This window comes from Actinoplanes sp. NPDC049118 (assembly GCF_040648555.1).
Lineage (GTDB): Bacteria > Actinomycetota > Actinomycetes > Mycobacteriales > Micromonosporaceae > Actinoplanes.
In genome coordinates this window covers 145,565-169,498 of the sequence record NZ_JBEZDY010000003.1, presented here as the reverse complement: position 1 = coordinate 169,498, position 23,934 = coordinate 145,565, and the positions used below count along the sequence as shown (strand labels likewise).

22 protein-coding genes are annotated in these 23,934 nt (G+C 73.1%); 7 read left to right on the top strand and 15 right to left on the bottom strand.

The genetic code is table 11. The features are described 5' to 3' along the window. Positions 1-7: 7 nt before the first annotated feature. Together AB0B58_RS05545 and AB0B58_RS05540 are read right to left on the bottom strand one after the other, a co-directional pair. Positions 8-514, bottom strand: coding sequence for a polyadenylate-specific 3'-exoribonuclease AS (locus AB0B58_RS05545; protein ID WP_360217999.1), 507 nt, complete (start codon positions 512-514; stop codon positions 8-10). A gap of 16 nt (positions 515-530) precedes the next feature. Continuing rightward, on the bottom strand, positions 531-1,412 hold the full coding sequence (locus AB0B58_RS05540) for a phosphotransferase (RefSeq protein WP_360217996.1): 882 nt from the start codon (positions 1,410-1,412) through the stop codon (positions 531-533). A gap of 233 nt (positions 1,413-1,645) precedes the next feature. On the opposite strand from AB0B58_RS05540, the gene AB0B58_RS05535 reads away from it, so the two are divergent. Next, on the top strand, positions 1,646-2,338 hold the full coding sequence (locus AB0B58_RS05535) for a Crp/Fnr family transcriptional regulator (protein WP_360217988.1): 693 nt from the start codon (positions 1,646-1,648) through the stop codon (positions 2,336-2,338). A 5-nt stretch (positions 2,339-2,343) separates the two neighbouring features. On the opposite strand, the gene AB0B58_RS05530 is transcribed toward AB0B58_RS05535, so the two are convergent. After that, the gene (locus AB0B58_RS05530; protein WP_360217985.1) at positions 2,344-3,093 is read right to left on the bottom strand and encodes a lysophospholipid acyltransferase family protein; all 750 of its coding nucleotides are present in this window, start codon (positions 3,091-3,093) and stop codon (positions 2,344-2,346) included. 198 nt (positions 3,094-3,291) lie between these two features. On the opposite strand from AB0B58_RS05530, the gene AB0B58_RS05525 reads away from it, so the two are divergent. Together AB0B58_RS05525 and AB0B58_RS05520 are read left to right on the top strand one after the other, a co-directional pair. Further along, on the top strand, positions 3,292-4,146 hold the full coding sequence (locus tag AB0B58_RS05525; RefSeq protein WP_360217982.1) for a DUF308 domain-containing protein: 855 nt from the start codon (positions 3,292-3,294) through the stop codon (positions 4,144-4,146). 59 nt (positions 4,147-4,205) lie between these two features. Then, positions 4,206-5,618, top strand: a complete 1,413-nt coding sequence (locus AB0B58_RS05520) for a trehalose-6-phosphate synthase (protein ID WP_360217979.1) — start codon at positions 4,206-4,208, stop codon at positions 5,616-5,618. Here AB0B58_RS05520 and AB0B58_RS05515 read toward each other — a convergent pair. Genes AB0B58_RS05515 through AB0B58_RS05500 form a run of 4 tightly spaced genes read right to left on the bottom strand, consistent with a single transcriptional unit; the run spans position 5,607 to position 9,456 of the window. Continuing rightward, the gene (locus AB0B58_RS05515) at positions 5,607-6,389 is read right to left on the bottom strand and encodes an alpha/beta fold hydrolase (RefSeq protein WP_360217976.1); all 783 of its coding nucleotides are present in this window, start codon (positions 6,387-6,389) and stop codon (positions 5,607-5,609) included. The two genes, AB0B58_RS05520 and AB0B58_RS05515, sit on opposite strands and share 12 nt — an antisense overlap. Continuing rightward, the gene (locus AB0B58_RS05510; protein WP_360217973.1) at positions 6,386-7,729 is read right to left on the bottom strand and encodes an NAD(P)-binding domain-containing protein; all 1,344 of its coding nucleotides are present in this window, start codon (positions 7,727-7,729) and stop codon (positions 6,386-6,388) included. The genes AB0B58_RS05515 and AB0B58_RS05510 overlap by 4 nt, the downstream gene beginning before the upstream one ends. A 48-nt stretch (positions 7,730-7,777) precedes the next feature. Then, entirely contained in the window at positions 7,778-8,464 is a 687-nt protein-coding gene (locus AB0B58_RS05505) for an endonuclease/exonuclease/phosphatase family protein (RefSeq protein ID WP_360217970.1), read from the bottom strand. 41 nt (positions 8,465-8,505) lie between these two features. After that, positions 8,506-9,456, bottom strand: a complete 951-nt coding sequence (locus AB0B58_RS05500; protein ID WP_360217967.1) for an ROK family glucokinase — start codon at positions 9,454-9,456, stop codon at positions 8,506-8,508. 1,912 nt (positions 9,457-11,368) lie between these two features. On the opposite strand from AB0B58_RS05500, the gene AB0B58_RS05495 reads away from it, so the two are divergent. After that, positions 11,369-11,539, top strand: coding sequence for a hypothetical protein (locus AB0B58_RS05495; protein WP_360218752.1), 171 nt, complete (start codon positions 11,369-11,371; stop codon positions 11,537-11,539). A gap of 174 nt (positions 11,540-11,713) precedes the next feature. Here AB0B58_RS05495 and AB0B58_RS05490 read toward each other — a convergent pair whose 3' ends face one another. Further along, positions 11,714-12,166 (bottom strand): SRPBCC family protein, encoded by a 453-nt coding sequence (locus AB0B58_RS05490; RefSeq protein WP_360217964.1) that lies wholly within the window; start codon positions 12,164-12,166, stop codon positions 11,714-11,716. A gap of 217 nt (positions 12,167-12,383) precedes the next feature. On the opposite strand from AB0B58_RS05490, the gene AB0B58_RS05485 reads away from it, so the two are divergent. Further along, positions 12,384-14,081 (top strand): GAF domain-containing sensor histidine kinase, encoded by a 1,698-nt coding sequence (locus tag AB0B58_RS05485; protein ID WP_360217961.1) that lies wholly within the window; start codon positions 12,384-12,386, stop codon positions 14,079-14,081. A gap of 7 nt (positions 14,082-14,088) precedes the next feature. Continuing rightward, entirely contained in the window at positions 14,089-14,757 is a 669-nt protein-coding gene (locus AB0B58_RS05480; protein WP_023359837.1) for a response regulator, read from the top strand. A 744-nt stretch (positions 14,758-15,501) separates the two neighbouring features. Here the strand turns inward: AB0B58_RS05480 and AB0B58_RS05475 are convergent. Then, positions 15,502-15,915: a DUF4395 domain-containing protein gene (locus tag AB0B58_RS05475; RefSeq protein ID WP_360217956.1), complete on the bottom strand. Its 414-nt coding sequence runs from the start codon at positions 15,913-15,915 to the stop codon at positions 15,502-15,504. Between the two features lie 597 nt (positions 15,916-16,512). After that, the gene (locus AB0B58_RS05470) at positions 16,513-16,953 is read right to left on the bottom strand and encodes a thioredoxin family protein (protein ID WP_360217953.1); all 441 of its coding nucleotides are present in this window, start codon (positions 16,951-16,953) and stop codon (positions 16,513-16,515) included. A gap of 325 nt (positions 16,954-17,278) precedes the next feature. Between AB0B58_RS05470 and AB0B58_RS05465 the strand changes: the two genes are divergently transcribed. After that, positions 17,279-17,437: a hypothetical protein gene (locus AB0B58_RS05465; RefSeq protein WP_360217950.1), complete on the top strand. Its 159-nt coding sequence runs from the start codon at positions 17,279-17,281 to the stop codon at positions 17,435-17,437. 1 nt (position 17,438) lies between these two features. On the opposite strand, the gene AB0B58_RS05460 is transcribed toward AB0B58_RS05465, so the two are convergent. The 5 genes from AB0B58_RS05460 to AB0B58_RS05440 all read right to left on the bottom strand — a co-directional run bounded on the left by AB0B58_RS05460 (position 17,439) and on the right by AB0B58_RS05440 (position 23,840). Next, positions 17,439-19,433 carry an ATP-binding cassette domain-containing protein gene (locus tag AB0B58_RS05460; RefSeq protein WP_360217947.1) on the bottom strand — a complete coding sequence of 665 codons (1,995 nt, stop codon included), beginning with the start codon at positions 19,431-19,433 and terminating at the stop codon, positions 17,439-17,441. 85 nt (positions 19,434-19,518) lie between these two features. After that, positions 19,519-20,646, bottom strand: coding sequence for a glycosyltransferase family 4 protein (locus AB0B58_RS05455; RefSeq protein WP_360217944.1), 1,128 nt, complete (start codon positions 20,644-20,646; stop codon positions 19,519-19,521). After that, the gene (locus tag AB0B58_RS05450) at positions 20,646-21,902 is read right to left on the bottom strand and encodes a M48 family metallopeptidase (RefSeq protein ID WP_360217941.1); all 1,257 of its coding nucleotides are present in this window, start codon (positions 21,900-21,902) and stop codon (positions 20,646-20,648) included. The genes AB0B58_RS05455 and AB0B58_RS05450 overlap by 1 nt, the downstream gene beginning before the upstream one ends. Positions 21,903-21,945: 43 nt before the next feature. Further along, the gene (locus AB0B58_RS05445) at positions 21,946-22,167 is read right to left on the bottom strand and encodes a hypothetical protein (RefSeq protein ID WP_360217938.1); all 222 of its coding nucleotides are present in this window, start codon (positions 22,165-22,167) and stop codon (positions 21,946-21,948) included. A 107-nt stretch (positions 22,168-22,274) separates the two neighbouring features. Further along, positions 22,275-23,840 (bottom strand): NYN domain-containing protein, encoded by a 1,566-nt coding sequence (locus AB0B58_RS05440; protein WP_360217935.1) that lies wholly within the window; start codon positions 23,838-23,840, stop codon positions 22,275-22,277. Positions 23,841-23,934: the final 94 nt, after the last annotated feature.

Here is a 23,934-nt window from a genome sequence, read left to right as displayed (position 1 = left end):
CTTGCCGTCACCTCGGTGAGGTGGCCGCCCCCGTCATGGCGTTCCAGCGGGCGAGGTTGTGCTTCGCGTCCACCAGGGCGTCGTGGCGGCCCTGCGCCGTCGGCAGCGACGGCCGGCCCAGCTCGTCCCAGAGCTGGCGCAGGTCCTTGGTGAAGCGGGGGATCTCGCGCGGCAGCGCCGGCATCGCGCCCCACAGCTGGGCGAGCGCCACGTGGTCGTACGCCGCGTACCAGGCCCAGAGCTCGATCTGCTCGTCGCGGCCCTTCACCGGCTCGCGGAGGAACTCGTAGAGGTCGTCACGGATGCGTTCGCGCGAGCGCCAGGCCGGGTCCGCCGGGGACGGGAGCTTGTCGAGCACGTTGCGGCGCACCCAGGGCACCGCCCGGGAGTCGTCGAACTGGGTCGAGACCGCGTAGAACTCGCGGCCGAACTCGTCGACCACGCCGATCGACACGAGGTCGACCACTCGGCCGTCCTCGATGAATTCGCAGTCGTAGAAATACCGGTAGGCCATCGCGGACCATCCTTGCCTATGGCCGCCCGGTCGTCTCCGCCAGGGCCTCCTCCGCGCGCACCAGCGCCTCGCGGGTGCCCTCGCGCTCACCGCGGGCCAGCCGCCGCGCCGACCAGTCCGCCTGCACCGCCCAGCGGAAACGGAGCAGCACCGGCAGCGCCGCGTGCAGTTCCCCCTCGTCGACCGGGCCGGCCGCGAGGTAGCCGTCCAGCAGCTCCGCCGACGTCTCGGTGCCGCCCGCGTAGACGACCGCGGCCGCCACGTCGTAGAGCAGCGGGCCGGTGCCGCTCGCTCCGCAGTCCAGCAGGCCCGCCCGGCCGGTCGCCGGGTCGACCAGGAAGGTCTCGGGGGCCGGGTCGCCGTGCAGCACGCCGTAGGTGAGTCGGTCCGTCACCGTCAGCCTGGTCATCGCGGTCACCGCGTCGGTTACCGCCGGGCGCAGCCACGGCTCGATCGCCAGGTGCGGGGCGTCCGGGTCGAGCAGGTTCCAGCGGCGCAGGCCCGGGTGGTGGAAGCCCTGGAGCGTGCGGTGCACCGCGCCCAGGCGATCGCCCCAGAACTGCTGGTCGACCGGGTCGCGGCCGTCCAGGGTCCGGCCCGGCGCCCGGCGGAGCACGGCGAACGCCCCGGCGGACGTCTCCGCCGTGAGGCCGCCCCCGAGGGTGCGCACGGGCTCGCCCGCCTCGATCCCGGTACCCCGCAGGTGCTCGGCGGCGGCCAGCCCCGCCTCGACGGGCTGGCGAGCGGCCGGGTCGGCCATGCGGACCACGAAGCGCTCGCCGCCGGCGGTCACGTCCCAGCCGTGCGACAGCAGGCCCCCGGGCAGCGCCGTGATCTCGGCGGGCACGAGGTGCCACCGGTCGCGCAACGTCGATCGGAGAAGGTCTTCATGCGGCACGGCCGCGATTATCCCGGTACGGACCGTAATGCCAACGGACACCTTGGGCGATAGTCACGCGGGGCGATTGGAGGGTGTACAGAAAGCAATGAGCGCGAGATGATCGTATGCGTCTGCTGGATGTATCAAATGGCGTCGACAGCGCTCTTCATGCTAAGAGTGATCGTTCGCGTCGTGGGGCCGGCGCCGGACAACTGTGTCCACGGGGGTCCCGATCGGGGAGGGACTTTACCGTGGATCATCGCCTAGCAGAGCAGGGTGACGCGCTCACAGGCGTAGAGATGTTCGCCGGACTGGAGCCTGACGTGCGGCAACGCGTCATCGCCGCCGCCGTGCCGCGGACCTACCGCAAAGGTCAGATCCTTTTCGTCGAGCACGACCCCGGCGACTCCCTGATCATCCTGCGGCGCGGCGCGATCGCGGTCTTCCGCACCGCCCCGACGGGTGAGCGCGCGGTCCTGACGGTGGTGCGCCCGCCCGACGTCCTCGGCGAGGTGTCCCTACTGGACGCACTGACCCGCTCGGCCTCGGCGGAGGCGATCGAGGACAGCCAGGCGCTCGCACTCTCCCGGGTCGCCTTCATCGACCTCGTGCACTCCAACCCGCGCATCCTGGACGCGGTGATGCGGTCGGTGGGCGCGCTCATCCGCCGGCTCACCGAGCAGAACGCCGACCACGTCTTTCTCGACCTGCCGGGCCGGGTCGCCAAGACGCTGGTGCGGCTGGCCGGCGAGAGCCAGGCGCCGATGATCACGATCGAGCTCAACCAGAGCCAGCTCGCCGAGATGGCGGGCGGCTCCCGGCAGAGCGTCAACCAGGCCATCGGCTCCTTCGCGAGCCGGGGCTGGCTGCGCACCGAGGGCCGCCGCATCGTGGTCACCGACGTGTCCGCGTTGCGGCGCCGCGCGGGAATGGCCGAGAAATAGCGGGCCTAGCCTTTTCCGGCGCCCTCGACACCCACGGGCGCGGTCCGGCTCTGGTCGCCGTCCCTGGGGTTGGTGGGTGCGACTATGGCCGTCTTGAGACTGGCGGCGTAGACGTCCACGTACTCGCGGCCGGTCAGGGTCATGAGCTCGTACATGATCTCGTCGGTCACCGCCCGCTCGACGAAGCGGTCGCCGAGCGAGGACGCGTAGCGGGAGAAGTCCAGCGGCTCGCCGAAGCGGACCTTGACCCGCTTGATCTTGGGTACGAGCTTCCCCGTCGGCTGGATCTCGTCGGTGTTCAGCAGGGCCACCGGCACGACCGGGGCGCCGCTCTCCAGCGCCAGCCGGGCCACGCCGGTCTTGCCGCGGTAGAGCCGCCCGTCGGGCGAGCGGGTGCCCTCCGGGTAGATGCCCGCGATGTTGCCCGAGCGCAGCACCCGCAACTGGGTGTCCAGCGCCGCCCGGGCCGCCTTGCCGCCCGAACGGTCCACCGGGATGGTCCCCGTGCTGACGAAGAACTGCCGCATGAGCCAGCCCTTGATGCCCTTACCGGTGAAGTACTCCGCCTTGGCGACGAACGTCACCCGCCGTTTCACCAGCAGCGGTGTGAAGATCGAGTCGGAGAATGAGAGGTGATTGCAGGCGAGGATCACCGGGCCAGAGGGCGGAACGTGGCCTAGCCCCTTCACATCGGGGCGGAACAGACATTTTAGGACGGGGCCGAGCACCACGTACTTGAGCAGCCAGTAGAACACCGAAGTCCTTTCCCGCGCGCCACGGTCGTGGGCAGAGGAAAGCGTACGAAGCGGGAGCGGCACGCCACAACGCACTCCCGTAACCGGCATCTGTCGTGTCACCATTCAAGACACGGTCGGGCCGATGCAGCACGGCCGGACAGCTCCGCCGGACGGCGGACACGACGCGCGAGCGCGCGGAGCGAGGAGTGAAGCAGGGTGTCAGCGGGTGGCGCCCGTCGCGGGCGGCGGGACAACGGACTCGACGCGGCCGATTACGCGGCCGCGGGCGATGTCGATCCGCGCGTGGGTGAACACCTGCTCGACGTGCTGGCGGCCGGCGGCATCGCCGCCTACCTGCAACCGTCGGCCGACCTCAACCCCATCCTGCGCGCGACCACGTTCCCCGCGCGGCCCACGGACCGGCTCTACGTCGACCGCACCCACCTCGACACCGCCCGCGAGCACCTCGACAAGCTGACCGGCGGCGTCGGCCCCACCCCGCCCGCGCCCCGGCACGACACCCGCACCGCCGCCGGCGGCGACCAGAGCGACGTCGACGCCGAGTGGGCCAAGATCGTGGCGGGCTTCCACACCGCCGTCGACCCGACCGCGCCGCCGTGGCCGGCCGCCGAGGGCGTCGACCCGACCCGGGCACCCGACCCGCCGAAGAACGACGGCACGGAGCAGCCCCGCCAGCCCGGCGGCACGCTCCCGTCGGCCACCGACATCTCCGGCGTCACGCTGAACCGCCGCCGCACCGACCAGCAGCCGCCCTCGCTGCTCGACGGCCTCGACACGTTCGGCACCGGGATCGACGACGACTCCGACGACGAGCGCTACACGCCCCCGCCCCCGCCGCCGCTGCCGCACATCTCCAAGTACGCGGTCGCCGGCGTCCTGGGCGTGGTCCTCGGCTTCGTGCTCTTCCTCTTCCCCTGGCTGCTGCCGATCGACCGCAACTACGTGACCTTGATCGGCTTCACCGCGATCGTCGGCGGCGCGGTGACGCTTGTCTGGCGACTGCGCTCCGGCGACGACGACGATGACTTCGATGACGGCGCGGTCGTATGAAAAGCGACATAATCCACCAACATTGTTTCGCTCGGTAGTCATCGCGTAGCCTCTCGTGGATGCGCCAGAGCTCGCTCGTGGTCGTCGCCAACCGCCTTCCGCTGGATGACAACGCCGCACCCGACGGCGCCTGCGAGTGGCGGCGCAGCCCCGGCGGCCTCGCCAGCGCCCTGCACGCGATCCTCCAGCAGACCCCGGCGACGTGGATCGGCTGGGACGGCGGCATCGACAGCGCGCCCGCCCTGCCCGACATCGGCACCCTGCGGATCCGGCCCGTCGCGCTGTCCGAAGAGGAGCTGCGCGGCTACTACGAGGGCTTCGCCAACTCGACGCTCTGGCCGCTCTACCACGACGCCGTCGAGCAGCCCGTCTTCGACCGCGGCTGGTGGGAGACCTATCAGGACGTAAACCGGCGCTTCGCCGAGGCGGCCGCCGAGGTCGCCGAGCCCGGCGCCGCGATCTGGGTGCAGGACTACCACCTGCAGCTCGTGCCGCAGCTGCTCCGCGAGCTGCGCCCGGACGTGCTGATCGGCTTCTTCCTGCACGTGCCCTTCCCGCCACCCGAGCTGTTCATGCAGCTCCCCCGCCGCGCCGAACTGCTGCGCGGCATGCTCGGCGCGGACCTCGTCGGCTTCCAGCGGCCGCAGGCGGCGCACAACGTGGCCCAGCTCGCCGTGAAGCTGTTCGGCGCCCGCACCACCGACGACCAGATCACCGTCGACGGCCGGGTCGTGCGCACCGGCGCGTTCCCGATCTCCATCGACGTGACGGAGATGCAGGCGCTCGCCGCCCGGCCCGACGTCGTGGGGCACGCCGACCAGTTGCGGGCCGACCTGGGACAGCCGCGGCGAGTGCTGCTCAGCGTCGACCGGCTCGACTACACGAAGGGGATCGAGCACCGGCTCACGGCGTACAGCGAGCTGCTGCGCGACGGCCGGGTCAAGGTCCGCGACACGGTGATGGTCCAGGTGGCCGTGCCGAGCCGGGAACGGGTCGACAGCTACCGGGTCCTGCGGGACCGGATCGAGGGCGAGGTCGGCCGGATCAACGGCGAGTACGGCCGCGTCGGCGAGCCCGCGATCCACTACCTGAACCAGTCGTTCGACCGCGCCGAACTCGCCGCGCTCTACCAGACGGCGGACGTGATGGTGGTGACGCCGCTGCGCGACGGCATGAACCTGGTCGCCAAGGAGTACGTCGCCGCCCGCGCGGCGAACACGGGCGCGCTGGTGCTCAGCGAGTTCGCCGGGGCGGCGGCCGAGCTCGAGGACGCGTTCCTGGTCAACCCGCACGACGTCGACGGGCTGAAGACGACCCTGCTGCAGGCGATGGACGCCGACCCGGCGGACCTGGAACGCCGGATGACGGCGATGCGCGGGCACCTCGCCCGCCACGACATCCTGGCGTGGGCCCGCGCATACCTGACAACCCTCGACAACACCGGCCGGCTGGCGGCCGGCCTACGCCGATAGCACCTTGCCGAGCCAGTCCAGGATCGCGTCGATCGGCTCCTGCCAGTTGGTGTCCAGCATCAGGTCGTGGCCCATGCCCGGGAACAGCAGCGGGGCGCCGCCGAAACGGACCGCTTCGCGGTCCAGGGCCGCCCGTGGGACAACTCGGTCGTCCGGGCTGCCGACCACCAGCGTCGGCGGCGCACCCACCGGCTCCGCGGCCGGCTTCGCGAACAGCACCTGCCGGTAGACCCGGGCCGGCGCCCGCACGATCCGCTCGCGGTAGGCCTCCGCCTCCGCCTCCACCAGGTCGGCGCCGAAGAGCTGCCGGCGGCTCAGCCGGGGCGCGGCACCGAACAACGCCGGCAGCGTGCCGAACGGGTTGGCCCGCAGCGCCGCGCCCAGCGAAGCCCAGCCCGGCGGCACGGGCGCGGCCAGGACCGCGGCACGGGCCGGGTAGCGCGTCAGCGCGTGCGACACCAGCAGCGCGCCGGCGCCGTGACCGACCAGCACCGCCTGGCGCGGCAGGCTCGCCGCCACCTGGACCACGTCGTGCACGTACGCCCGCAGCGAACCCTCGGGCCGCGGGCTCACCGAGTACGCCGCGAAGCCCCGCGAGGCGGTGTGCGCGAGCCAGTGCTCGGCGAACGCCCAGGCACCGTGCCCGAGCCCGGGCACGAAGAGCACCGGCGGCAGGTCCTCCGGCCTCTGCGGAAGCGCCTGAAGCACCTCCCGCTCGACCGCCGGCACCGGCGCCGTCCAGTCCACATAACGCAACAGCCGCGAGCTCATGCCGGCTCCATCTGCTTCAACAGGTCTTCCAAGGCGCGCAGATAGCTGGTGTGGCTGACCTCGAACCAGTGCCGCGACGACGGCACGACCCGGAGCCGGGTCCACGACCGCAGCGGGCGCGTCGACTCCTTCTGCTGCACCGCGGCCGCACGTACCGGATCGGACACCCGCAGCCGCAGCCAGCGGGCCACCGCGACGCTCTGCCAGTGCGCGAGCGGGAACAGCCCGGCGTCGGCCTGCAGCAGGCCGATCACGGCGAGCGTGGGGTGCTTGCGGGCGAACGCGTGCAGGTGCAGGTCCGGCTTGCCGTCCTCGTCGACGTCGAGCAGCTCGGGAGCCAGGAACTCGAACCGCGGCAGGTAGCCCGTCGCCGTGATGACCAGGTCGGGCTCGACGCGCCGGCCGTCGGCGAGCTCCACAGTCGACCCCTCGAACCGGGTGACGTCCGGCAGCGGGGTGATCCGGCCGTGGCCCAGGTAGTAGACGAGCTGGCTGTTGACCACCGGGTGACTCTCGTACGGGCGGTGGTCGGGCCGGGGCAACCCGAACCGGGTGACGTCGCCGACCGTCAGCTTGAGCGTGCGGTGGTAGAGCCACTGGCGCAGCCGCAGCGGCAGGCGCAGCTGCAACATCTTGTCGTTGACCTGGTCGGCGGGGCGGCCGAAGACGTACTTGGGCGCGTACCAGTAGCCGCGGCGGGTCGAGTGCCAGACGGTGGTGGCCTGCTGCGCCGCCTCGACGGCGATGTCGCAACCGGTGTTGCCGCCGCCGACGACGAGCACCTTGCGGCCGCGCAACTGCGCCGGGTCCTTGTACGCCGACGCGTGGATCACCTGCCCCCGGTACGCCGACGTGTCGACCGGCAGCGGCTTCGGCGACCAGTTGTGCCCGTTGGCGACGACGACGGCCGCGTACCGCTGGATCCGCTCGACGCCGCCGCCGGTGCTGCGGGTCGTCACGTCCCAGCGCCCGTCACCGACGGGCGTGACGGCCACGACCTCGGTGCCGAACCAGATGCTGTCGCCGAGCCCGAAGTGCTGCGCGTAGCGCTCCAGATAGCCCAGCATCTGGCTGTGGTGCGGATAGTCCGGCCAGTCGTCCGGCATCGGGAAGTCGGGGAACTCGGTGAGCGGACGCGAGGAGATCAGGTGCGTGCTCGCGTACACCGGGCTGCGGTCGTGCCGCCAGTTCCAGGCGCCGCCAACGGACGTCTCGCGCTCGTAGCAGTCGACGGAGAAGCCCTGCTCACGCAGGTTCTTGATCGCCGCCAGGCCGCTACCGCCGGCGCCGATCACACAGACCGCGTCGTGCCGGTCCGCGATGTCAGAGGTGTCTTGCACCCGGAGATACTCGCAGAAGCGAACCCAACTCGGAAGCGCGCAACAGGGCTACAAAGCGGGCAGTACGAGTTCGGCCAGAACCGGTAGATGATCACTGGCCCGGCGGGCCTGCTCGGTCTCGATGACCTCGTACCGCGAGACGTCGATGTCGGGCGACACGAACAGCCCGTCGAGGCGCAACCGCGGCAGCGTCGAGGGGAACGTCAGCGCCGAACAGGCCGCTCCGGCGGTGTCGACGAGGCCGTCCGCGACCGTACGCCAGGCCCCGCCGCCCGGGCCCTCGTTGAGGTCGCCGCCGGCGATCAGCGGGCCCTCGACGGCGGACAGGGCCTCCTTCCACCGGGCGGCCTGGTCGGGCCGCTCCCGCGCGTCGGTGGCGAGATGCGAGCCCGCGACGGTGAACCGGGCGTCCCGCACCGAGCAGCGGGCGAACGCGGCACCGCGCAGGTGCCGCCCGGGGGTCAGCGGATAGCGCAGGCACCAGGTCTCGTGCACCCGCACCCGCAGGCTGACCAGCAGCAGATTGCCCAGCGACGGCAGCCCGCCGGCGGCCACCACCATGCCGAAGTCGTCGGCGAGGGCCGCGCACCTGTGCCGCCAGCGGAACCGGCGCGGCGCCTCCTGCACGATCACGACGTCCGGGTCGAGGTCCCGGACGAGCCCGGTCAGGGCCGCCCGGTCGTCACGCAGCCCGTGCACGTTGTAGCTCAACACCCGCAGCGGGACCCCGGACACGTCGTGCTCCTCGTCGCTAGTTCGGATCAGCCGGGCGCCCGTCAGATCCGTCGTGCCAGGTCGGCGGCGCCGAGCACGCCCGCCGTGTTGCCGGTCTCAGCCGCCTTGATCTCGGCGACCGGGAAGCGGCCCCGCTGGGACAGCTGCTCGCGGTAGGTCCGCTCGGTCGGCCCCATCAGCAGTTCGCCCGCGTCGATCACGCCGCCGCCGACCACCAGCACCTGCGGGTCGAAGATCTGGGCCAGGTCGGCCATCGCCACCCCGAGCCAGTAGCCGATCTGCGCGAACGCGTCCCGGGCCACCCCGTCGCCGCGCTGCGCGGCCTCGGTGACCATCCGCCCGCTGATCGCGAGGGCGTCACCGCCGGCGAGCTCGAGCAGCAGCGCGGCCCGGTCGGGCTCCTGCCGTGCGCCGGCCCGGGCGAAGCGGACCAGGGCGTTGCCGCTGGCGTACTGCTCGAGACAGCCGAGCCGGCCGCAGCCGCACGGGTGGCCGTCCGGCACGGACTGCACGTGCCCCAGCTCCCCGGCGACGCCGTTCGCACCCCGCCACAACGCGCCGTTGAGCACGACCCCGCCGCCGATCCCGGTCCCGACCGTGATCATCACCATCGAGTCGTCGGCCTGCCGCGCGGCGCCGTAGCGGAACTCGGCCCAGGCGGCAACGTTGGCGTCGTTCTCCAGCACGGTGGGCAGCCCAACGGCCTTCGAGACGTAGTCCCGCACCGGCTCGTCCCGCCACGCGAGGTTCGGCGCGAAGAGCACCGTCGCCCCCGCGGCGTCGATCCACGCGGCGGCGCCGATACCGACGGCCTTCGCGTCGGGATATGCGGCGGCCAGCTCCGCGGCCACCGCCACGATCGTGTCCCGGGTGCCCTCCGGGTCGAGGGCCGGGGTCTCACGGCGGGTCTGCGCCAGCACGACGCCCTGCTCGTCCACCACCCCGCCGGCCACCTTCGTGCCGCCGACGTCGACTCCGATGGTCAGCGTCACGCTGCTAGTTCCCCTCTGTTGTGTCACACCGGGTCGCCGGGGCGGGCGTCGTCGCCCGCGCCACCGTCCCGGTCCTCGGCCGCCGAAGCGACCGGCGCAGTGCCCGGAACATCATGATCCACGCTGGGCATATCCGCCACGCCGGTACTAACCCTCGTGTCGCTATTTGCCGGGTTGCGACAGCAGTGACCGTGGTGGCGCCCATCACGTTGTCACCCGACCCGCCTCGCCGCGGCGCCATCACACAGTCGCTCCCGGACCCGACCGCCGCGGCGCCCATCACGAGGTCACTTTCCGACCCGACCATCCCGGCGCCATAGCGTCGTCAATTTCCGGAACCTTCTCCCGTACCCGAGGCGGGGTCCTCAACCGCAGCAGCGGGGTCCCCGACCTGCTCACGCTCCGGAATCCCCCCACGCTCCGCGGCGGGCCGGGGCCCCTCACCGGTGGCGGCCCCGCCGGTGGGCGCTCCCCCTGCCGCACTCACGCCGAGAGCGCCCCCGACGGACCCGGACACCGCGGACCGCCCGGCCGCCGCGGACCGCTGACGTCCCACGGGCCGCTTGATCGCCGCAGGCCGCTCAGGTGCCACAGGCTCCGCAGGCTGCTCGGATGCCACAACCTGCGCAGGCGCCGCAGGCTGCTCGGGTGCTACCGGTGCAGCAGGCTCCTTGGATGCCGCAGGCTGCTCGGGTTCTACCGGTGCAGCAGGCCGCTTGGATGCCGCAGGCGCCGCAGGCTCAGATGCCACAGCCGGCGCAGGCGCCGCAGGCTGGTCGGGTGCCATCGGTGCCACAAGCTGCTCGGGTGCCGCAGGTTGCTCGGATGTCGAAGACCGCCCATGCGCGGCAGATGGCTCAGGGGTGACAAACCGCTTTGATGCCCCTGACAACTCAGGTGCCACAGAGGACTCAGGCGCACCGCGGCGCCGCGGTGCCGCGGATCGCTTGGCCGGCGCGGGACGCCCCGGCGTCCGGGTCGCGGCCGCCCACGGGTCGCCGGCGGGCCGGGTCCCCGCCACCGGATCGGAGGCGCCCGGGATCGCCCCGAGGTCAACCACGCCGTCCCGGGCGGTCACCTTGCCGACTACCTGGTCGGTCGCGTTGCCGGCTGCCTCAGCGGTCGCCTGAGCGCCGTCCCCGGCGGTTGCATCGTTGGCTGCCTGGGCGGTGACCTTGTCGGCTGCCGGAGCGATCGCCTTGTCGGCTGCCTGAGCGGTCGCCTTGTCAGCCGCCGAAGCGGTGACCTTGTCAGCCGCCGAAGCGATCGCCTTGTCAGCCGCCGAAGCGGTGACCTTGTCAGCCGCCGAAGCGGTGACCTTGTCAGCCGCCGAAGCGGTGACCTTGTCAGCCGCCGAAGCGGTCGCCTTGTCAGCCGCCGGACGCGCTGCCGGCCTCGGCCTGGTTGCGGGGCGGGGCGTCCGCGTTGCGGCCGCCCAGGGATCTCCGATCGGCCGGGTTCCCGCGCCGGGTTCGGGGTCGTCCGGTACCGCGCCGAGGTCGGCCGTGCCCTCCCGGGAGGCGGCCTCGGCGGCCGCGGCAGGCGCCGCCGGCTTCGGCTCGGGTGCGGGGCGGGGGGCCCGGGTCGCCGCCGACCACGGGTCGGCTCCCTCGCGGACGTCCTGCTCCGTCGGGATGCGTTGCTCCGGCCGTGCGCCGCGGCCACGGGTCGCCGCCGACCACGCCTCGTCCGGGGTGGCGGTAGGCCGCGGGGGCGGCTGCGGCTTCGAGCGGGCTCCGGCGGCGCCGGACATCGCCGACAGGCCGCGAAGCATCCTCGCCAGGCCGCTCGCGACGTCGCCCGCGCCGGTCGCCAGGCGCTCGGCGGACTCTGCACTCGGGTTGCGCAGCGTGGCGATCGCCCGGCACACCGGGCACACGCAGCACTCCGCGCTGCCCGTCGACCAGCCACGGTGCTGCCCCGGGCCCTGCTGCCCCGCGCCCTGCTGCCCCGCGCCCTGCTGCCCGGCGCCCTGCTGCCCCTCGCCGTGCTGCCCCGAGGTGCCGGCTTCGCCCCGGTCACCGCCCAGGAACTGGCCGACCACGCCGGACAGCAGGTCGCCCAGTCCGGGCGTACCGGATGAATCGTCCTGGTCGTCGCGGCCCGGGCGCGCGGCACCCAGGCCGCTCTCGGCGACCATCGCGAGCACCGTGGCGACCAGCCGCTCGGCCTCCTGGCGTGCCGTTCCCGTGGTCCCTGGCATGTCCTGCTCCCCTTGCTCGCGCGGCCGCCGGCGGGCCGGGCCCGTCCGGACCGGCTACGCCTCGGCGAGGCTCTCGACCCGGCGCTTGAGCTCCTTCAGCGCCGTGTCCATGATCATCTTCTCGGCCTTGCGACGGAACATGCCGAGCATGCCGATGGAGAGCTCCACCTCGAGCATGTACCGCACCATGGTCGTGCCGTCACCATTGTCGGTCAGGTCGTAGGAGCCGTTCAGGGTGCGCTGCATCTTCGACGGCGCGACCAGGTGCCACTCGATCCGGGACAGATCCTCCGCGTACGCGTAATCCAGGGTGTAGTCGTCGGAGAGCGGCCCCGCGTCCATGACGAAGCGGACCTGGGCGGCGTAGCCGTCCTCGTACTCCTCGATGACCTCGACCTGTTTCATCGCGTCCGCCCATTCGGGGTAGCGCGGGAAGTCGCAGATCACCGCCGCCACCCGATCGAGGGGCGCATGGACCTGGATCGACTGGGTCGAGCTGTCCGCCATGGCTGGCAGGCTACCCGGTGCGGGCCCGGATCCGGACCACCGGGGACCGGGGTTCGGCGGGTCGGATTCGCAGCCCCCGCTACCGGCCCGGGGGCGATCCGCCGGGCCGGGCCGGGCGGCATCCCGATCGGCGCGACCCCGCCCGGCACGGCACGACGCCCCTCCGTTTCGGATCGCCGATGGGCCGTTGTCACAGGGTGCGGCTACGATCCGTCACGTGCCAGCCTCAGCCCGCGCACCCGAGCGCGTTCATCCGCTCGCGGTGGCGGCCCGCCTCGTCATGCTCGCCCTCGTCGCCGTCCTCACCCTGATCGCCACCCACGACGTCGGCCAACTTCGCTGGATCGCCCTGCTGCTGGTCGCGGCGCTTCCGGCCATCTTCTGCCCGGATCACCGCATCGCCGCGCCGCTGGGCCGGTTCGCCGAGGTCACGATCACCGGTCTCGCCGCCGGCTCGGTCGCCGCCGCGGCGAACGCGACCGGCACCGTCGACGCCGGTTTCGGCGCCGAGGCGGTGCTCCCCTACCTGGCGGTCCCGTTGCTGGCCGCGGCGCTGCGGCGCCGGCCGACCGAGGGCGCCGCGCTGCTCGGCGTCGCCGCCGTGTCGATGGTCGTCGGCGGCATCCTGGTCGGCGACGGCGGCGGCGAAAAGGTCATCACCCAGCCCGGCTACCTCGCCGCGGGCGGCCAGTGGCTGGTGCTCGGCGCGATCATCACCTTCGCGGCCGACACCATGCGCCAGCTCATGGCCCCGGTCGAGAACAAGCCCCAGCCGTACGCCGAGGCCACCCGGCTGCTGACCCAGCTGCGCAGCGTCGCCCGTTCGCTGCCCGGCGCCACCCTCGACCCGGGCGGCATCTCCGAGCACCTGCTCGAGGAGCTGCGCGCCGTCGCGCCCGGCCACCGCGCCGCCGTGCTGTCGGCGAGCGGCGGCGGGCGCCTGGTCGTGCTGGCGCAGACCGGGGCCGAGCGGGTCGACTGGGAGGTCACCCTCGACGCCGACTCGGCGATCGCCGACGCCTGGGCCTCTCAGCAGCCGCAGACCGCCTCGCGCTCGCAGGCCCGGTCGCACCGCGGCGGCGACGCCTCGTCGCTGGTGGTGCCGCTGGTCGCGGGAGTGCGCACGATCGGCCTGGTGATCCTGGAAGCCGACGTCACGAACGCGTACCCGTCGGCGGTGGTCGCCCGGGTCACCGAGGTGACCGGCCCGGCCGCGCTGCGGCTGGAGGCGGCGCTGCTCTTCGACGACGTCCGCTCGCTGGCGACCAATGAGGAACGTCAGCGGCTGGCCCGCGAAATCCACGACGGCGTCGCCCAGGAGCTCGTGATGGTCGGCTACGGCATCGACAACGCGCAGGCGACCCTGCCCGAGGGCGCGGACGAGACGGCCGAGGAGCTGCGCACGCTGCGCGGCGAGGTGACCCGGGTGATCACCGAGCTGCGGCTGAGCCTGTTCGAGCTGCGCTCCGAGGTGGACCGCAACGGCGGCCTCGCCGCGGCCATCGCCGAGTACGCCCGCACGCTGGGCACCTCGGCCGGCCTTCGGGTGCACTTCACCTTCGACGAGTCCACCGCCCGGCTGCCCGCCGCGACGGAGGCCGAGCTCCTGCGCATCGCCCAGGAGGCGATCACCAACGCCCGCAAGCACGCGGGCGCGTCCAACCTCTGGGTGACGTGCACGGTCGACCCGCCGTACGCGGAGATCGAGGTCACCGACGACGGCAAGGGCTTCGCCGATGATCGACCGGACGGACGCTACGGCCTTGCGATCATGGCCGAGAGGGCGGAACGTATCCGGGGCCGGCTGGAGATCAGACCGCGACACCCCAGCGGGACAACCGTTGCGGTAGTGCTCGGAACCTCGGCTCGGCGCGATAGCGTGCGGGATAGCGTTTCCGCACCAGAAGGGGAGTAACCCGAGCATGTCGACCAGTCCGATGCCGACGACCCGCACCAAGGTGCTGCTCGTCGACGATCACGACCTGATCCGTAAGGGGCTGCGGCACGCGTTCGAGCGGGACCGGCAGTTCGAGGTCGTCGGGGAGGCCGCCACGGCCGCCGAGGCCGTCCGGCAGGCCGGCGCACTACAGCCCGACGTGGTGATCATGGACCTGCGCCTGCCCGACGGCAGCGGCCTCGAGGCCACCCGCGCCCTGCGCAAGAACAACGCCAACATGGGCATCGTGGTGCTCACCATGTACGCGGGCGACGACCAGTTGTTCGGCGCGCTCGAGGCCGGGGCCAGCGCGTTCGTGCCCAAGACCGCGCCCGCCGACGAGGTCGTCGCCGCCGCCCGGCACGCCGCCTCCGCACCGAGCGCCTTCACCGCCGCCGACCTCGCCGAGGCGATGAAACGGCGCCTGGCCCCGTCCGGCCCGCAGTTGTCGCCGCGCGAGGGCCAGGTCCTGCGCCTGCTGGCGGACGGCATGAGCGTCGCCGGCATCGCCAAACAGCTGTTCGTCAGCGAGTCCACGGCCAAGACCCACATCTCTAAGCTGTACGAGAAGCTGGGCGCGGCCAACCGCGCGCAGGCGCTGATGACCGCACTGCGGCTCGGCCTGCTCGAGGCGCCGGACGCCCCGAAGTTCTGATCTCCGCACTGCACCCGCCCGCCACCCTCACCCAGGGCGGCGGGCGGATCTGCTTTTCCAGGCACGCTCTCGACATCCTGGGCGATTCTGGACCTACTCAATTTCAGCCCCGTCGAAACACCACCGGCCCCACCCGGCGCACGCTCCTCTACTCACCCTGATCGACGCCCCAAGGCACCCGAAGCGCCCCACCCGCCCGGCCCGCCACCTTCCGACCCCGACAGCCTCAACCGGGCGACCATGATCAACCGCCGGCGGCCTGCCGCCAGACCGGCCAGCCTCCGCCAGACGACCCGCCAACAAGCGCGGTCTCTCCCAAGCTGCCCCCTGCCACCAAGCCAGACCCGCCCCAAACAGCCCTGCCACCAAGTGCGGCCCGCCGCCAATCGCGCCCTGCCGCCAAGCGCGCCCTGCCGCCAAGCGCGCCCTGCCGCCAAGCGCGGCCCTGCCACTAACGCGGCCTGCCACTAAACGCGGCCCTGCCACTAACGCGGCCCTGCCGCCAAGCGCCGCCCTGCCACCAAGCGCGGCCCTGCCACTAACGCAGCCCTGCCACTAAACGCGGCCCTGCCACTCACGCAGCCCTGCCGCCAAGCGCCGCCCTGCCACTAAGCGCGCCCTGCCGCCAAAAGCGCCCTTTAACCAAGCGCGCCTGCCGCCAAGCTGCCCCGGCCAGCAAGCGGACCCTGTCACTAAGCGCGGCCCGCTGCTTTCCGATCGTCCGGTTTCGAGTCCGCGGCCAGGTCAGGCGCGGCCCGCCGTCAGGCGGCGAGCGGCAAGGTAGGCCTCGCAGCCGAGGCAGAGGCCGAATGCCGCGTTCAGGAATGCCGCCAAGAGACCGAAAGCGGCGAACACCATCCCGACCGTCGTCACACCGCTGAGATAGCCGATCGACGCGACCGCGAGAAACGCGAAACCGACGAGCTGCGCGAAGCGCACCGGCGCGGCCTCTTCCCGTTCTGTGGGAGGACCGAGCCGCGGCGCGATGAGAGCGCGGTAGATGAGGGCGTAGGGCCCCCGGCGCGGGTCGGCGGCGGTGATCGCGAAGACGATCGTCTGCGCGAGCGCGAGCCAGCCCCACCCGGTCACCAAAACGACGGCGAGGACGACGGTGGTCAGCACCGCGGCGAACCGCGGCCCACGCGGATCAAGCTGCATTCTGTGAGCCTGGCATGCTCGGCCGCCGCCGGCGTGGTGAGTCCCATCACCGACGAACGGGTGCAGATTCGCAGGCCAGGGCCGGACCCGAGGCAATTTCGCCGTCTGGAAGAAGCGCCGCATCGAAGATCGCGAGCACGTCCTCGAGGCCGCCGCACGACCCCAACATCCACGACGACCGCGACGACCGCGAACGTTGCGGAAACGGCGAGTTCTACGCCCCAACCCCCAACATCCACCACGACCACGAACGCTGCGGGGGACCGGGCAAGCTCCGTGCCCCCTACCAACATCCACCACGATCGCGAACGCTGCGGGAAACGGCGAGCCCCGCACCCCCAAACCCCAACACGACCGCGAGCGCGCGGAAGGAACAACGGTCCCGCCGATCCCATTTGGCACATCCGACCGAGATTCAACGAACCGCTCCTGAGTAGCCCGGTGCGACCACCCCTCGCCCGGCGCGCGGTTCTTCACAAGGGCAACAGCTACCCGGTTGCCGGCAGTGCCGAGCGTCTTGCTCCGCAGATCTGCAGGGTGGGTGGGCTGAGGCTGGTGGTGTGAGGCCCTACCCGACCTCCAGATCTGGATGGATTGCTAGCGCGCCGGCAGCAGGTCGGCCAGGGCCGCGATGAGCTGGGGTTTTCCGGGCACGCCGGTAGCGCGCTTGGCGACCCGGCCCTCCGCGTCCAGCACGAGCAGGGTGGGGGTGCGCCAGATGCCCAGCGCACGCACCGCCGCCAGGTGGCTCTCCGCGTCGACCTCGACGTGCTGCACGCCCGGCAGCATTTCGGCGACCTCGGAGCTGATCCGCCGGAGCGACCGGCACGGCGCGCAGAACGCCGAGGAGAACTGCAGGAGCGTGGCGGGTGCGGCCCGCACACCGAGGGCTTCCAGCAGGGCGGGGTCGATCCGCTCCCCCGCCGCGCTCGGGTCGGCACCGCCCGCGACCTCCGGCCGGGCAACCTTCGCATCCGGCGGCGACTCCACCACGCTCGGCGATGAACCGCCCTCCACCACACCGAGAAGCGACACCACGTCGATAGGCGACACCCCACCCCCAGGCGACACCATGCCAGCAGGCGACACCCCACCGGAAGGCGAGACAGCACCGACAGGCGAGTCCGCGCCAGGAAGCGACACCCCACCGCCTGGCGACACCGCACCGGCATCCGACACCCTGCCGGGACGCGACACCCCACCAGTAGACGAGACGGCACCAGCAGGCGAGACCGCGCCAGGAAGCGACACCCCACCGCCTGGCGACACCCCAGCAGCAGGCGAGACCGCGCCAGGAAGCGACACCCCACCGGCAGGCGACACCGCACCGGTATCCGACACCCCGCCGGGAAGCGGCGGCGCGGTGGCTGCCGCCGGCGCCGTCGCGGAGCGCAGGCGCCCGTCGGAGCGGCGCCGCCACAGCCCCGCGGCCGTACCCAGCACCAGGACCGCCGCGACGACGATCAGGCCGGTGGTGTCCATCCGCTCACTCTGGCACGCGCCGCACCGCGCCGCGATGTGACCTACGACGCCGCGTTATAGGCGCTGGCCTGCAGCCCGAACAGCTGCGCGTAGATGCCGCCCTCGGCCATCAGCGACCCGTGGTCGCCCTCCTCCACCACCGCGCCGTGGTCGAGGACGTAGATCCGGTCGGCCTCGCGCACGCTCGCCATCCGGTGGGTGATCAGCACGACCGTGCGGCCGGCGGCGAGGTGGCGCAGCCGGCGGTAGACCTCGTGTTCGGCGCGGGCGTCGAGGTTCGCGGTCGGTTCGTCGCAGATCAGCAGGGGTGCGTCGCGGTAGAACGCCCGGCTGACCGCGAGCCGCTGCCACTGCCCGCCGGAGAGGTCGGCGCCGTCGGTGAAGTGCCTCGAGAGCAGCGTGTCGTACTGCCGGGCGAGTTCCATGACGAAGTCGTGCGCGTCGCCGGCCCGGGCCGCCTCGAGCAGGACCGCGGTGTCGACGCCGCGCTCGTACCGTCCGATCGTGATGTTGGCGCGCGCGGAGAGCGGCCATCGGGTGGGTTCCTGCATTACGACCGCGACCTGCCCGCGGACCGTTTCCGGGTCGCAGGCCGTGAGGTCGACGCCGTCCCACCGGATCGTGCCGCCCTGCGGCCAGTAGAGGCCGGCGAGCAGGCTGGCAAGGGTGGACTTGCCGGAGCCGTTCTCGCCGACCAGCGCGATGATCTCCCCGCGCCGCAGCGTCATGCTGACGTCCCGGACGGCGGGTCGCTCGGCGTCGGGATAGCTGAACGTGACGCCCTCGAGCCGGATCTCCCGGAACAGCGCCGGCGCGGCGCGGCCGGGCGTCGGTTCGGTGCGGGCCCGCGACAGGTCGCAGAACCCCTGGAAGTCGGCGAAGTACAGGCCCTGTTCGAAGACCCGGTTGGCGGTGAAGGCGAGCTCGGTGAGCTTTCCGATGCCCATGCTTATCGCGTACGCGGCAGCGCCGCCGACCGCGAGCTCCATGCGCCCGGTCCAGAGCAGCCAGAGCAGCGTGGCGTAGGTGAGCCCGGTGGCGACGCCGCTGAGCGCGGTGCCGACGAGGGTGGTGCGCACCTGGCGGCCGGAGATGCGGATCTCCTCGCCGGTCGAGACGGCGAGCAGTCGCCGCACCTCGGCGAGCAGGTATTCGCGCAGGGTGAAGGCGCGCAGCTCGGGCGCGGGCTCCCGCGCGGCGAGCAGCTCGGCGAGCATCCGCTGCCGCCGCCAGACGGCGATGAGCCGCAGCACCCGCCGGTAGCCGAGCCGCGCCGAGCGCACCGCGGCCCAGCCGATTGGGAGCACGGCGAGCACGAGCAGCGGCAGCAGCACGGGGTGCAGCACGGCCAGCACGCCCGCGGCGGCGGCCAGGCCGATCAGGTTGGTGCCGAGTTCGATGGCCCGGTCGACGAGCTGCTGCGCCGCGGAGATCCCGCGGTCGCGGGCGCGTTCCATGGCGTCGCGCCAGCCGGGATCGTCGAACGTGGACAGGTCGACGCGGGTGGTCAGCTCGAGCAGGCGCATCTCCGCGGCCTCGTAGACCTTGGGCGACAGGCGCCCGTTGGCCGCCGCGGCGGCCGAGTTGAGCAGGCCGCGCACGGCCACGGCCCCGATGAGCAGGAGCAGCGACGGTACGGCCGCACGCACGCGTTCGGGCGTGGGGCCGGCGCGGAGCAGCCCGTCGAACACGCCGACGACGCTGATGATTCCGACCGCGCTGGCGACCCCGGCGGCGAGTTGCAGCCCGGCGACGGCGACGGTGGTCCGCCGGCTGGCCTGCCAGGCGAGGGACCACGCGGATCGGAGCAGCCGCGGCAGCCGCCGGAACATCCGCAGGAAGGTGGTGTTGGCGGCCTCCTCGGTGCTGGTCAGCCAGTACGGGAGGGCGAGCTCCTCGCCGTCGGACCACTCGCCCTCGCCGCCGGCGCCCATCGTCTGCACCCCGGCCGCCGGTTCCCTACCCTCGTCCGGCTCGTCGGCCTCCTGTTTCGAGTCCTGCTCCTGGATGGCGTCCTGCCGGATGGCGTCCTGCATCGGCGGCTCCCGTCCCGTGGGCTCTCAGCCGTTCCTACGCCAGACTCACACCGCGTGTCCATCCATATACGAAGAGCGATCGAGGTCAGGTCGTGCGCAGCAGCTCCGCCAGCCGGGCCGCCTTGGTCTCCCAGCGCCACTCGCGCTCCACCCAGGACCGGCCCGCCGCGCCCATCTCCTTGGCCCGGAGCGGATCGGCCAGCAGGTCGGCGAGGCGTCCCGCGATCGCCGGCACGTCGCCGCCGCCGACCACGAAACCCGTCTCCCCCTCGCGCACCGCGTCCGGTGCGCCGCCCGAGTCGCCCGCCACCACCGGCAGCCCGGTGGCCGACGCCTCCAGGTAGACGATCCCGAGGCCCTCCACGTCGAGGCCGGCGCCGCGCGTGCGGCACGGCATCGCGTAGACATCGCCGGCGGCGTAGTGCGCCGGCAGCTCCTCCCAGGGGACCGAGCCGGTGAAGACCACGTCGGACCCGACGCCCTCGGCGTGCGCCAGCGCCCGCAGCTTCTTCCGGTACGGGCCGCCGCCGACGATGAGCAGCGCCGCACCCGGCACCCGGCGGCGGATCGTCGGCAGGGCGCGGATCAGCATGTCCTGCCCCTTGCGCGGCACCAGCCGGGAGACGCAGACGATCACCGGCCGGTCACTCAGGCCGTGCTTCGCCCGCACCGCCGAGCCGTCAACTCCCGGGTGGTACGCGTCGACGTCCACCCCCGGCGTCAGCCGCTCCAGGTCGGTCAGCCCGTGCAGCGCCCGGTCGAGGCGTACCCGCTGGAACTCCGTCAGGTAGGTCACCACGTCGTTGCCGCGCGCGGTCCGGCGCAGCAGCTGCCGGGCGCCCGGCAGGGCCGCCCAGCCGATCTCGTGGCCGTGCGTCAGCGACACCGCGCGCTCGATGCCCGCCCGCCGCCGCAGCCCGTCGGCCAGCAGCCCGAGCGGCGCCGCCGCCCCGAACCAGACGCTGTCGCAGCCGTGCGACCGCGCGATCTCGGCGGCCCGCCGGGCGACGGCGGGCGTCGGCAGCAGCACGCCGGTGTCCTCGCGGACGACCTCGAACGGCTGCTCCGCGTCGAACTCCCGCGCGCCCTTCCAGGTGGACGCGTACGCGACGACCGAGCCCGGCGGCTGGCGCACCGCGAGGTTGTGCACGAACTGCTGGATGCCGCCCGGCCTCGGCGGGAAGTCGTTGGTGACCAGCAGGGTGCGGCCCATCAGCGCTCCCCGCGGGCGTACGCGCGCGCGGCGGCCATCCGCTCCACCGTGGACGGGTGCGAGGCATACATCAGGTACTCCCAGGTCGGCGGGTCGGGATCGGAGAGGTTCACGGTGCCGAGGCGGCGCTGCATCGCCTCGAACGTCGCCGCGTCGCCGGTCAGGTCGAGGGCGTGCGCGTCGGCGCGGGCCTCGACGCGCCGGGAGACCAGCGCCTGCACCGGGCCGCCGATCAGGCCGGCGACGGTGACCACCGCCAGCAGCAGCGCGATCGTGCGCGGCTCGCCCATCGAGGCCGTGCCGGCCAGCCGCAGCAGCCAGCCCAGCGAGCCGAGCAGGTACAGCACGATCACCGCCGCGGCCGCGCCCAGCGCGCCGATGATCGTGCCGGTCACCACGTCGCCGCGCTTGGCGTGGCCCAGCTCGTGCGCGGTCACCGAGACGACCTCGGCGGGCGTGGCCTCGGTCAGCATCGTGTCGTAGACCACGATGCGCCGGGTCGGCCCGAACCCGGACACGTACGCGTTCACGGCCTTGGTGCGGCGCGAGGCGTCGGCGACCAGCACGTCGCGCACCGGCACGCCGTCGCGCGCGGCCAGGCTCAGCAGCTCGGTGCGCAGCGGGCCCTCGGCCATCGGCGTGAACCTGTTGAAGATCGGCTCGACGACCACGGGTAGCACGAACGAGAGCAGCACGACCAGCGCGGCCGCGCCCGCCGCCCCGAAGGCCCACCACCAGCGCGGTGCGAGCCGGGTCACCGTGTAGAAGCCGAGCAGGGCGAGCCCGCCGATGACCGCACCGACCGCATAGGACTTGGCCAGGTCGACCGCCCACGCGCCCCAGCCCTGGGTGGAGATGCCGTAGCGGACCACGATCGTGTGCCGCCACGCCGCGAACGGCAGGGTGATCACCTCGATGACCAGCACCACGAGGAGCCCGCCGAGCACGGCCTGCGCGATCCAGTGCTGGCCGAAGGGGCGCCCGGCGAGCGACACCAGGCGCGCGCCCAGCGGCGTGAGCCCCAGCACCAGCGCGCCGATGAGCCCCGCCGCGAGTGCGCCGTAGAACGCCGGGCGCAGGTCGGCGCGGAATGCCCGGGCCCGCCGCACCTGGTCGCCGGGCAGCTGACCCAGGGCGTCCAGCTGGTCGGCGCGCGGTGCGGGAGGGCGGTGCCACGGAACCACCACCGCGGCGTAGACGATCAGTGCCACGACGAGCACGCCCAGCGTGCACGCCGCCCACTGGCGTGGCGTCATCGGAACGGTCCACTCGTCATGACCGCCCATCCTAGAGAGCCGATCACGCCACGTGGCGGCGGCGCGGGTAGAGCGGGACGTCGACCGGCGGCGCCGGCGTCTCCAGCAGCTCGACCTCGAAGCCGGCCAGCTCGAACGTCTCGAGCACGCGCAGCTCGCCGGGCGTCAGGTCGGCGATGCCGTCCGGGGTGTCGTAGAGCGTGCTGACCAGGCATCCGTTGCACTCATCGCGCCGCTCGGCGCAACGCCCGCAGTCGATGATCATCGTTTCCTCCTCAGCCTGGCGGTGCGGCCCGCGCGGGGGAAGAGGAAAGCTGTCGCGGACCGACCACCATCGGTGACAGTCACGCTATGGAGGGGGTACGACAAAAATCAGGAGCGGGACAGCCGGCGCAGCAGCGAGTCGGCACCCATCGGATACGCGCCGTGCCGGCGCACCCCGTCCGCGACCTCACGGTCCGACGAGATCACCACGAGCGGGCGGCCCGCCGGCTCGGCCCGGACGAGCTGCCGGATCAGCTCGTCGGCGGTGTCGCCCTTGCGCGAGAAGAGCACCCGTACGCCGCGCGGCGCGGGCGGCAGCCCGTGCACCCGCTCGGCGCCGTCGAACACCACCGTGACCTCGTCGCCGGTCTGCGCGGCGATGCCGCCGAGGCCGGTGACCAGCCGCTTGCGCTGCTGCTCGAGCGACATCTCGGCGAAGCCGCGCTTGGTGACGTTGTAGCCGTCGACGATCAGGTGCGCCCGGGGCAGGGCGAGCAGCTGGTCGAGGCGGCCCGGATCGTCGGTGTCCTGCGCACGCGGGCGGGATCGCTCGAGGGCGCCGGGGCGGTCCGCCGCCGCGTCCGCCACGAAGTCGGCCGGCCGCTTGTCGGTGGGTTCGAGCGCCAGCTCCCGGCGCAGACCGGAGGCGGCCTGCCCGATCGTCTCGAGCAGCAGCCAGAGGCGTGCGTCGTCAGCGGACCGGGCGTCCTTGGCGTTCTGCTTGCCGGAGGCGGCCGCCGCCTCCGCCTCCGCCAGGCGGGTGCGCAGCCGGCGCAGCTCCGCGTCGTGGTCCGCGGTGACCTTGGCCGCGCGGCCCTTCTCGGTGGCCAGCAGGTCGGCGGCCCGCTTGTGTGCCGCCTGCGTCTCGCGCAGCGCGCGGGAGGCGGTCCTGGCCTCCTCACGGAGCTGGCCCAGTTCCTCGCGGACCCGGGCCAGCTCGTCGCGGAGCTTGTCGGCCTCCACCTTGGCGACCGCACGATCGTGCTCGGCGCGGGCCGCCCGCTGTTCGGCGTCGCGGACCTGGCCCGCGATCGCGGCGCTGTCGGCCTCGGCCCGGACCGACTCGCCGACCGCCTCGATCAGGTCCCGCCAGCCGTCCGGCCTGACCAGATAGGCCAGGGCCGCGACCTCGACCGGGTCGGCCGCCGCCGGCGCCAGGCCGCCGGCGACCGCCGCGCCCAGGTCGCCGGCCTCGCTCACGATGCGGGAGCTGATGCGCTGGCGGAACAGCGGGTCCGCGGCGAGCTGGGCGGCGATCGCCTGACCGCCGAGCCGGGCACGCCGGTTCGGCGCGAACCGGGCGACCCGCCGCAGCGGCACCGGGATCTCGTCGGCGGGCAGGCCCGGCAGCGCGGCGGCGCTCAGCGCGGTGATCCGCTGCCGCACGGCCTCGGGCAGCGTGGGCTCCGGCGCGGTCTCGGCCTCCCCGGCGAGGGCGGGATCGAGATCGGGATCAGGCACGGGTCCCGCGACGAGGGCGGGATCGAGATCGGGTCCGGCGGCGCGGGCGGGATCGGGATCGGGTCCGGCGGCGGGGGCGAGATCGGGTTCCGCAGCGAGGGCGGGATCGGGTTCCGCGACGAGGGCGGGATCGGGTTCCGCGGCGCGGGCAGGGTCGCCCGCGGATGCCGCCTCCTCGAGGGGGCGGTCGTCGAAGGGCGACGGCGCGGGCATTTCTCTATTCTCCCACCGTGGGCTGCGGAAAAGCTTGCGGTAGCAAATGATCTTTTCCCCCGCCGCCCCGAAGTTTGTCATACCCCCTCTCTAA

What these genes read in the sequence shown, in the direction of transcription:
- AB0B58_RS05545 (WP_360217999.1), bottom strand. Translation starts at nt 514, where the DNA reads ATGGCCTACCGGTATTTCTACGACTGCGAATTCATCGAGGACGGCCGA.
- AB0B58_RS05520 (WP_360217979.1), top strand. Translation starts at nt 4,206, where the DNA reads ATGCGCCAGAGCTCGCTCGTGGTCGTCGCCAACCGCCTTCCGCTGGAT.
- AB0B58_RS05515 (WP_360217976.1), bottom strand. Translation starts at nt 6,389, where the DNA reads ATGAGCTCGCGGCTGTTGCGTTATGTGGACTGGACGGCGCCGGTGCCG.
- AB0B58_RS05490 (WP_360217964.1), bottom strand. Translation starts at nt 12,166, where the DNA reads ATGGCGGACAGCTCGACCCAGTCGATCCAGGTCCATGCGCCCCTCGAT.
- AB0B58_RS05480 (WP_023359837.1), top strand. Translation starts at nt 14,089, where the DNA reads ATGTCGACCAGTCCGATGCCGACGACCCGCACCAAGGTGCTGCTCGTC.
- AB0B58_RS05475 (WP_360217956.1), bottom strand. Translation starts at nt 15,915, where the DNA reads ATGCAGCTTGATCCGCGTGGGCCGCGGTTCGCCGCGGTGCTGACCACC.
- AB0B58_RS05460 (WP_360217947.1), bottom strand. Translation starts at nt 19,433, where the DNA reads ATGCAGGACGCCATCCGGCAGGACGCCATCCAGGAGCAGGACTCGAAA.
- AB0B58_RS05455 (WP_360217944.1), bottom strand. Translation starts at nt 20,646, where the DNA reads ATGGGCCGCACCCTGCTGGTCACCAACGACTTCCCGCCGAGGCCGGGC.
- AB0B58_RS05450 (WP_360217941.1), bottom strand. Translation starts at nt 21,902, where the DNA reads ATGACGCCACGCCAGTGGGCGGCGTGCACGCTGGGCGTGCTCGTCGTG.
- AB0B58_RS05445 (WP_360217938.1), bottom strand. Translation starts at nt 22,167, where the DNA reads ATGATCATCGACTGCGGGCGTTGCGCCGAGCGGCGCGATGAGTGCAAC.
- AB0B58_RS05440 (WP_360217935.1), bottom strand. Translation starts at nt 23,840, where the DNA reads ATGCCCGCGCCGTCGCCCTTCGACGACCGCCCCCTCGAGGAGGCGGCA.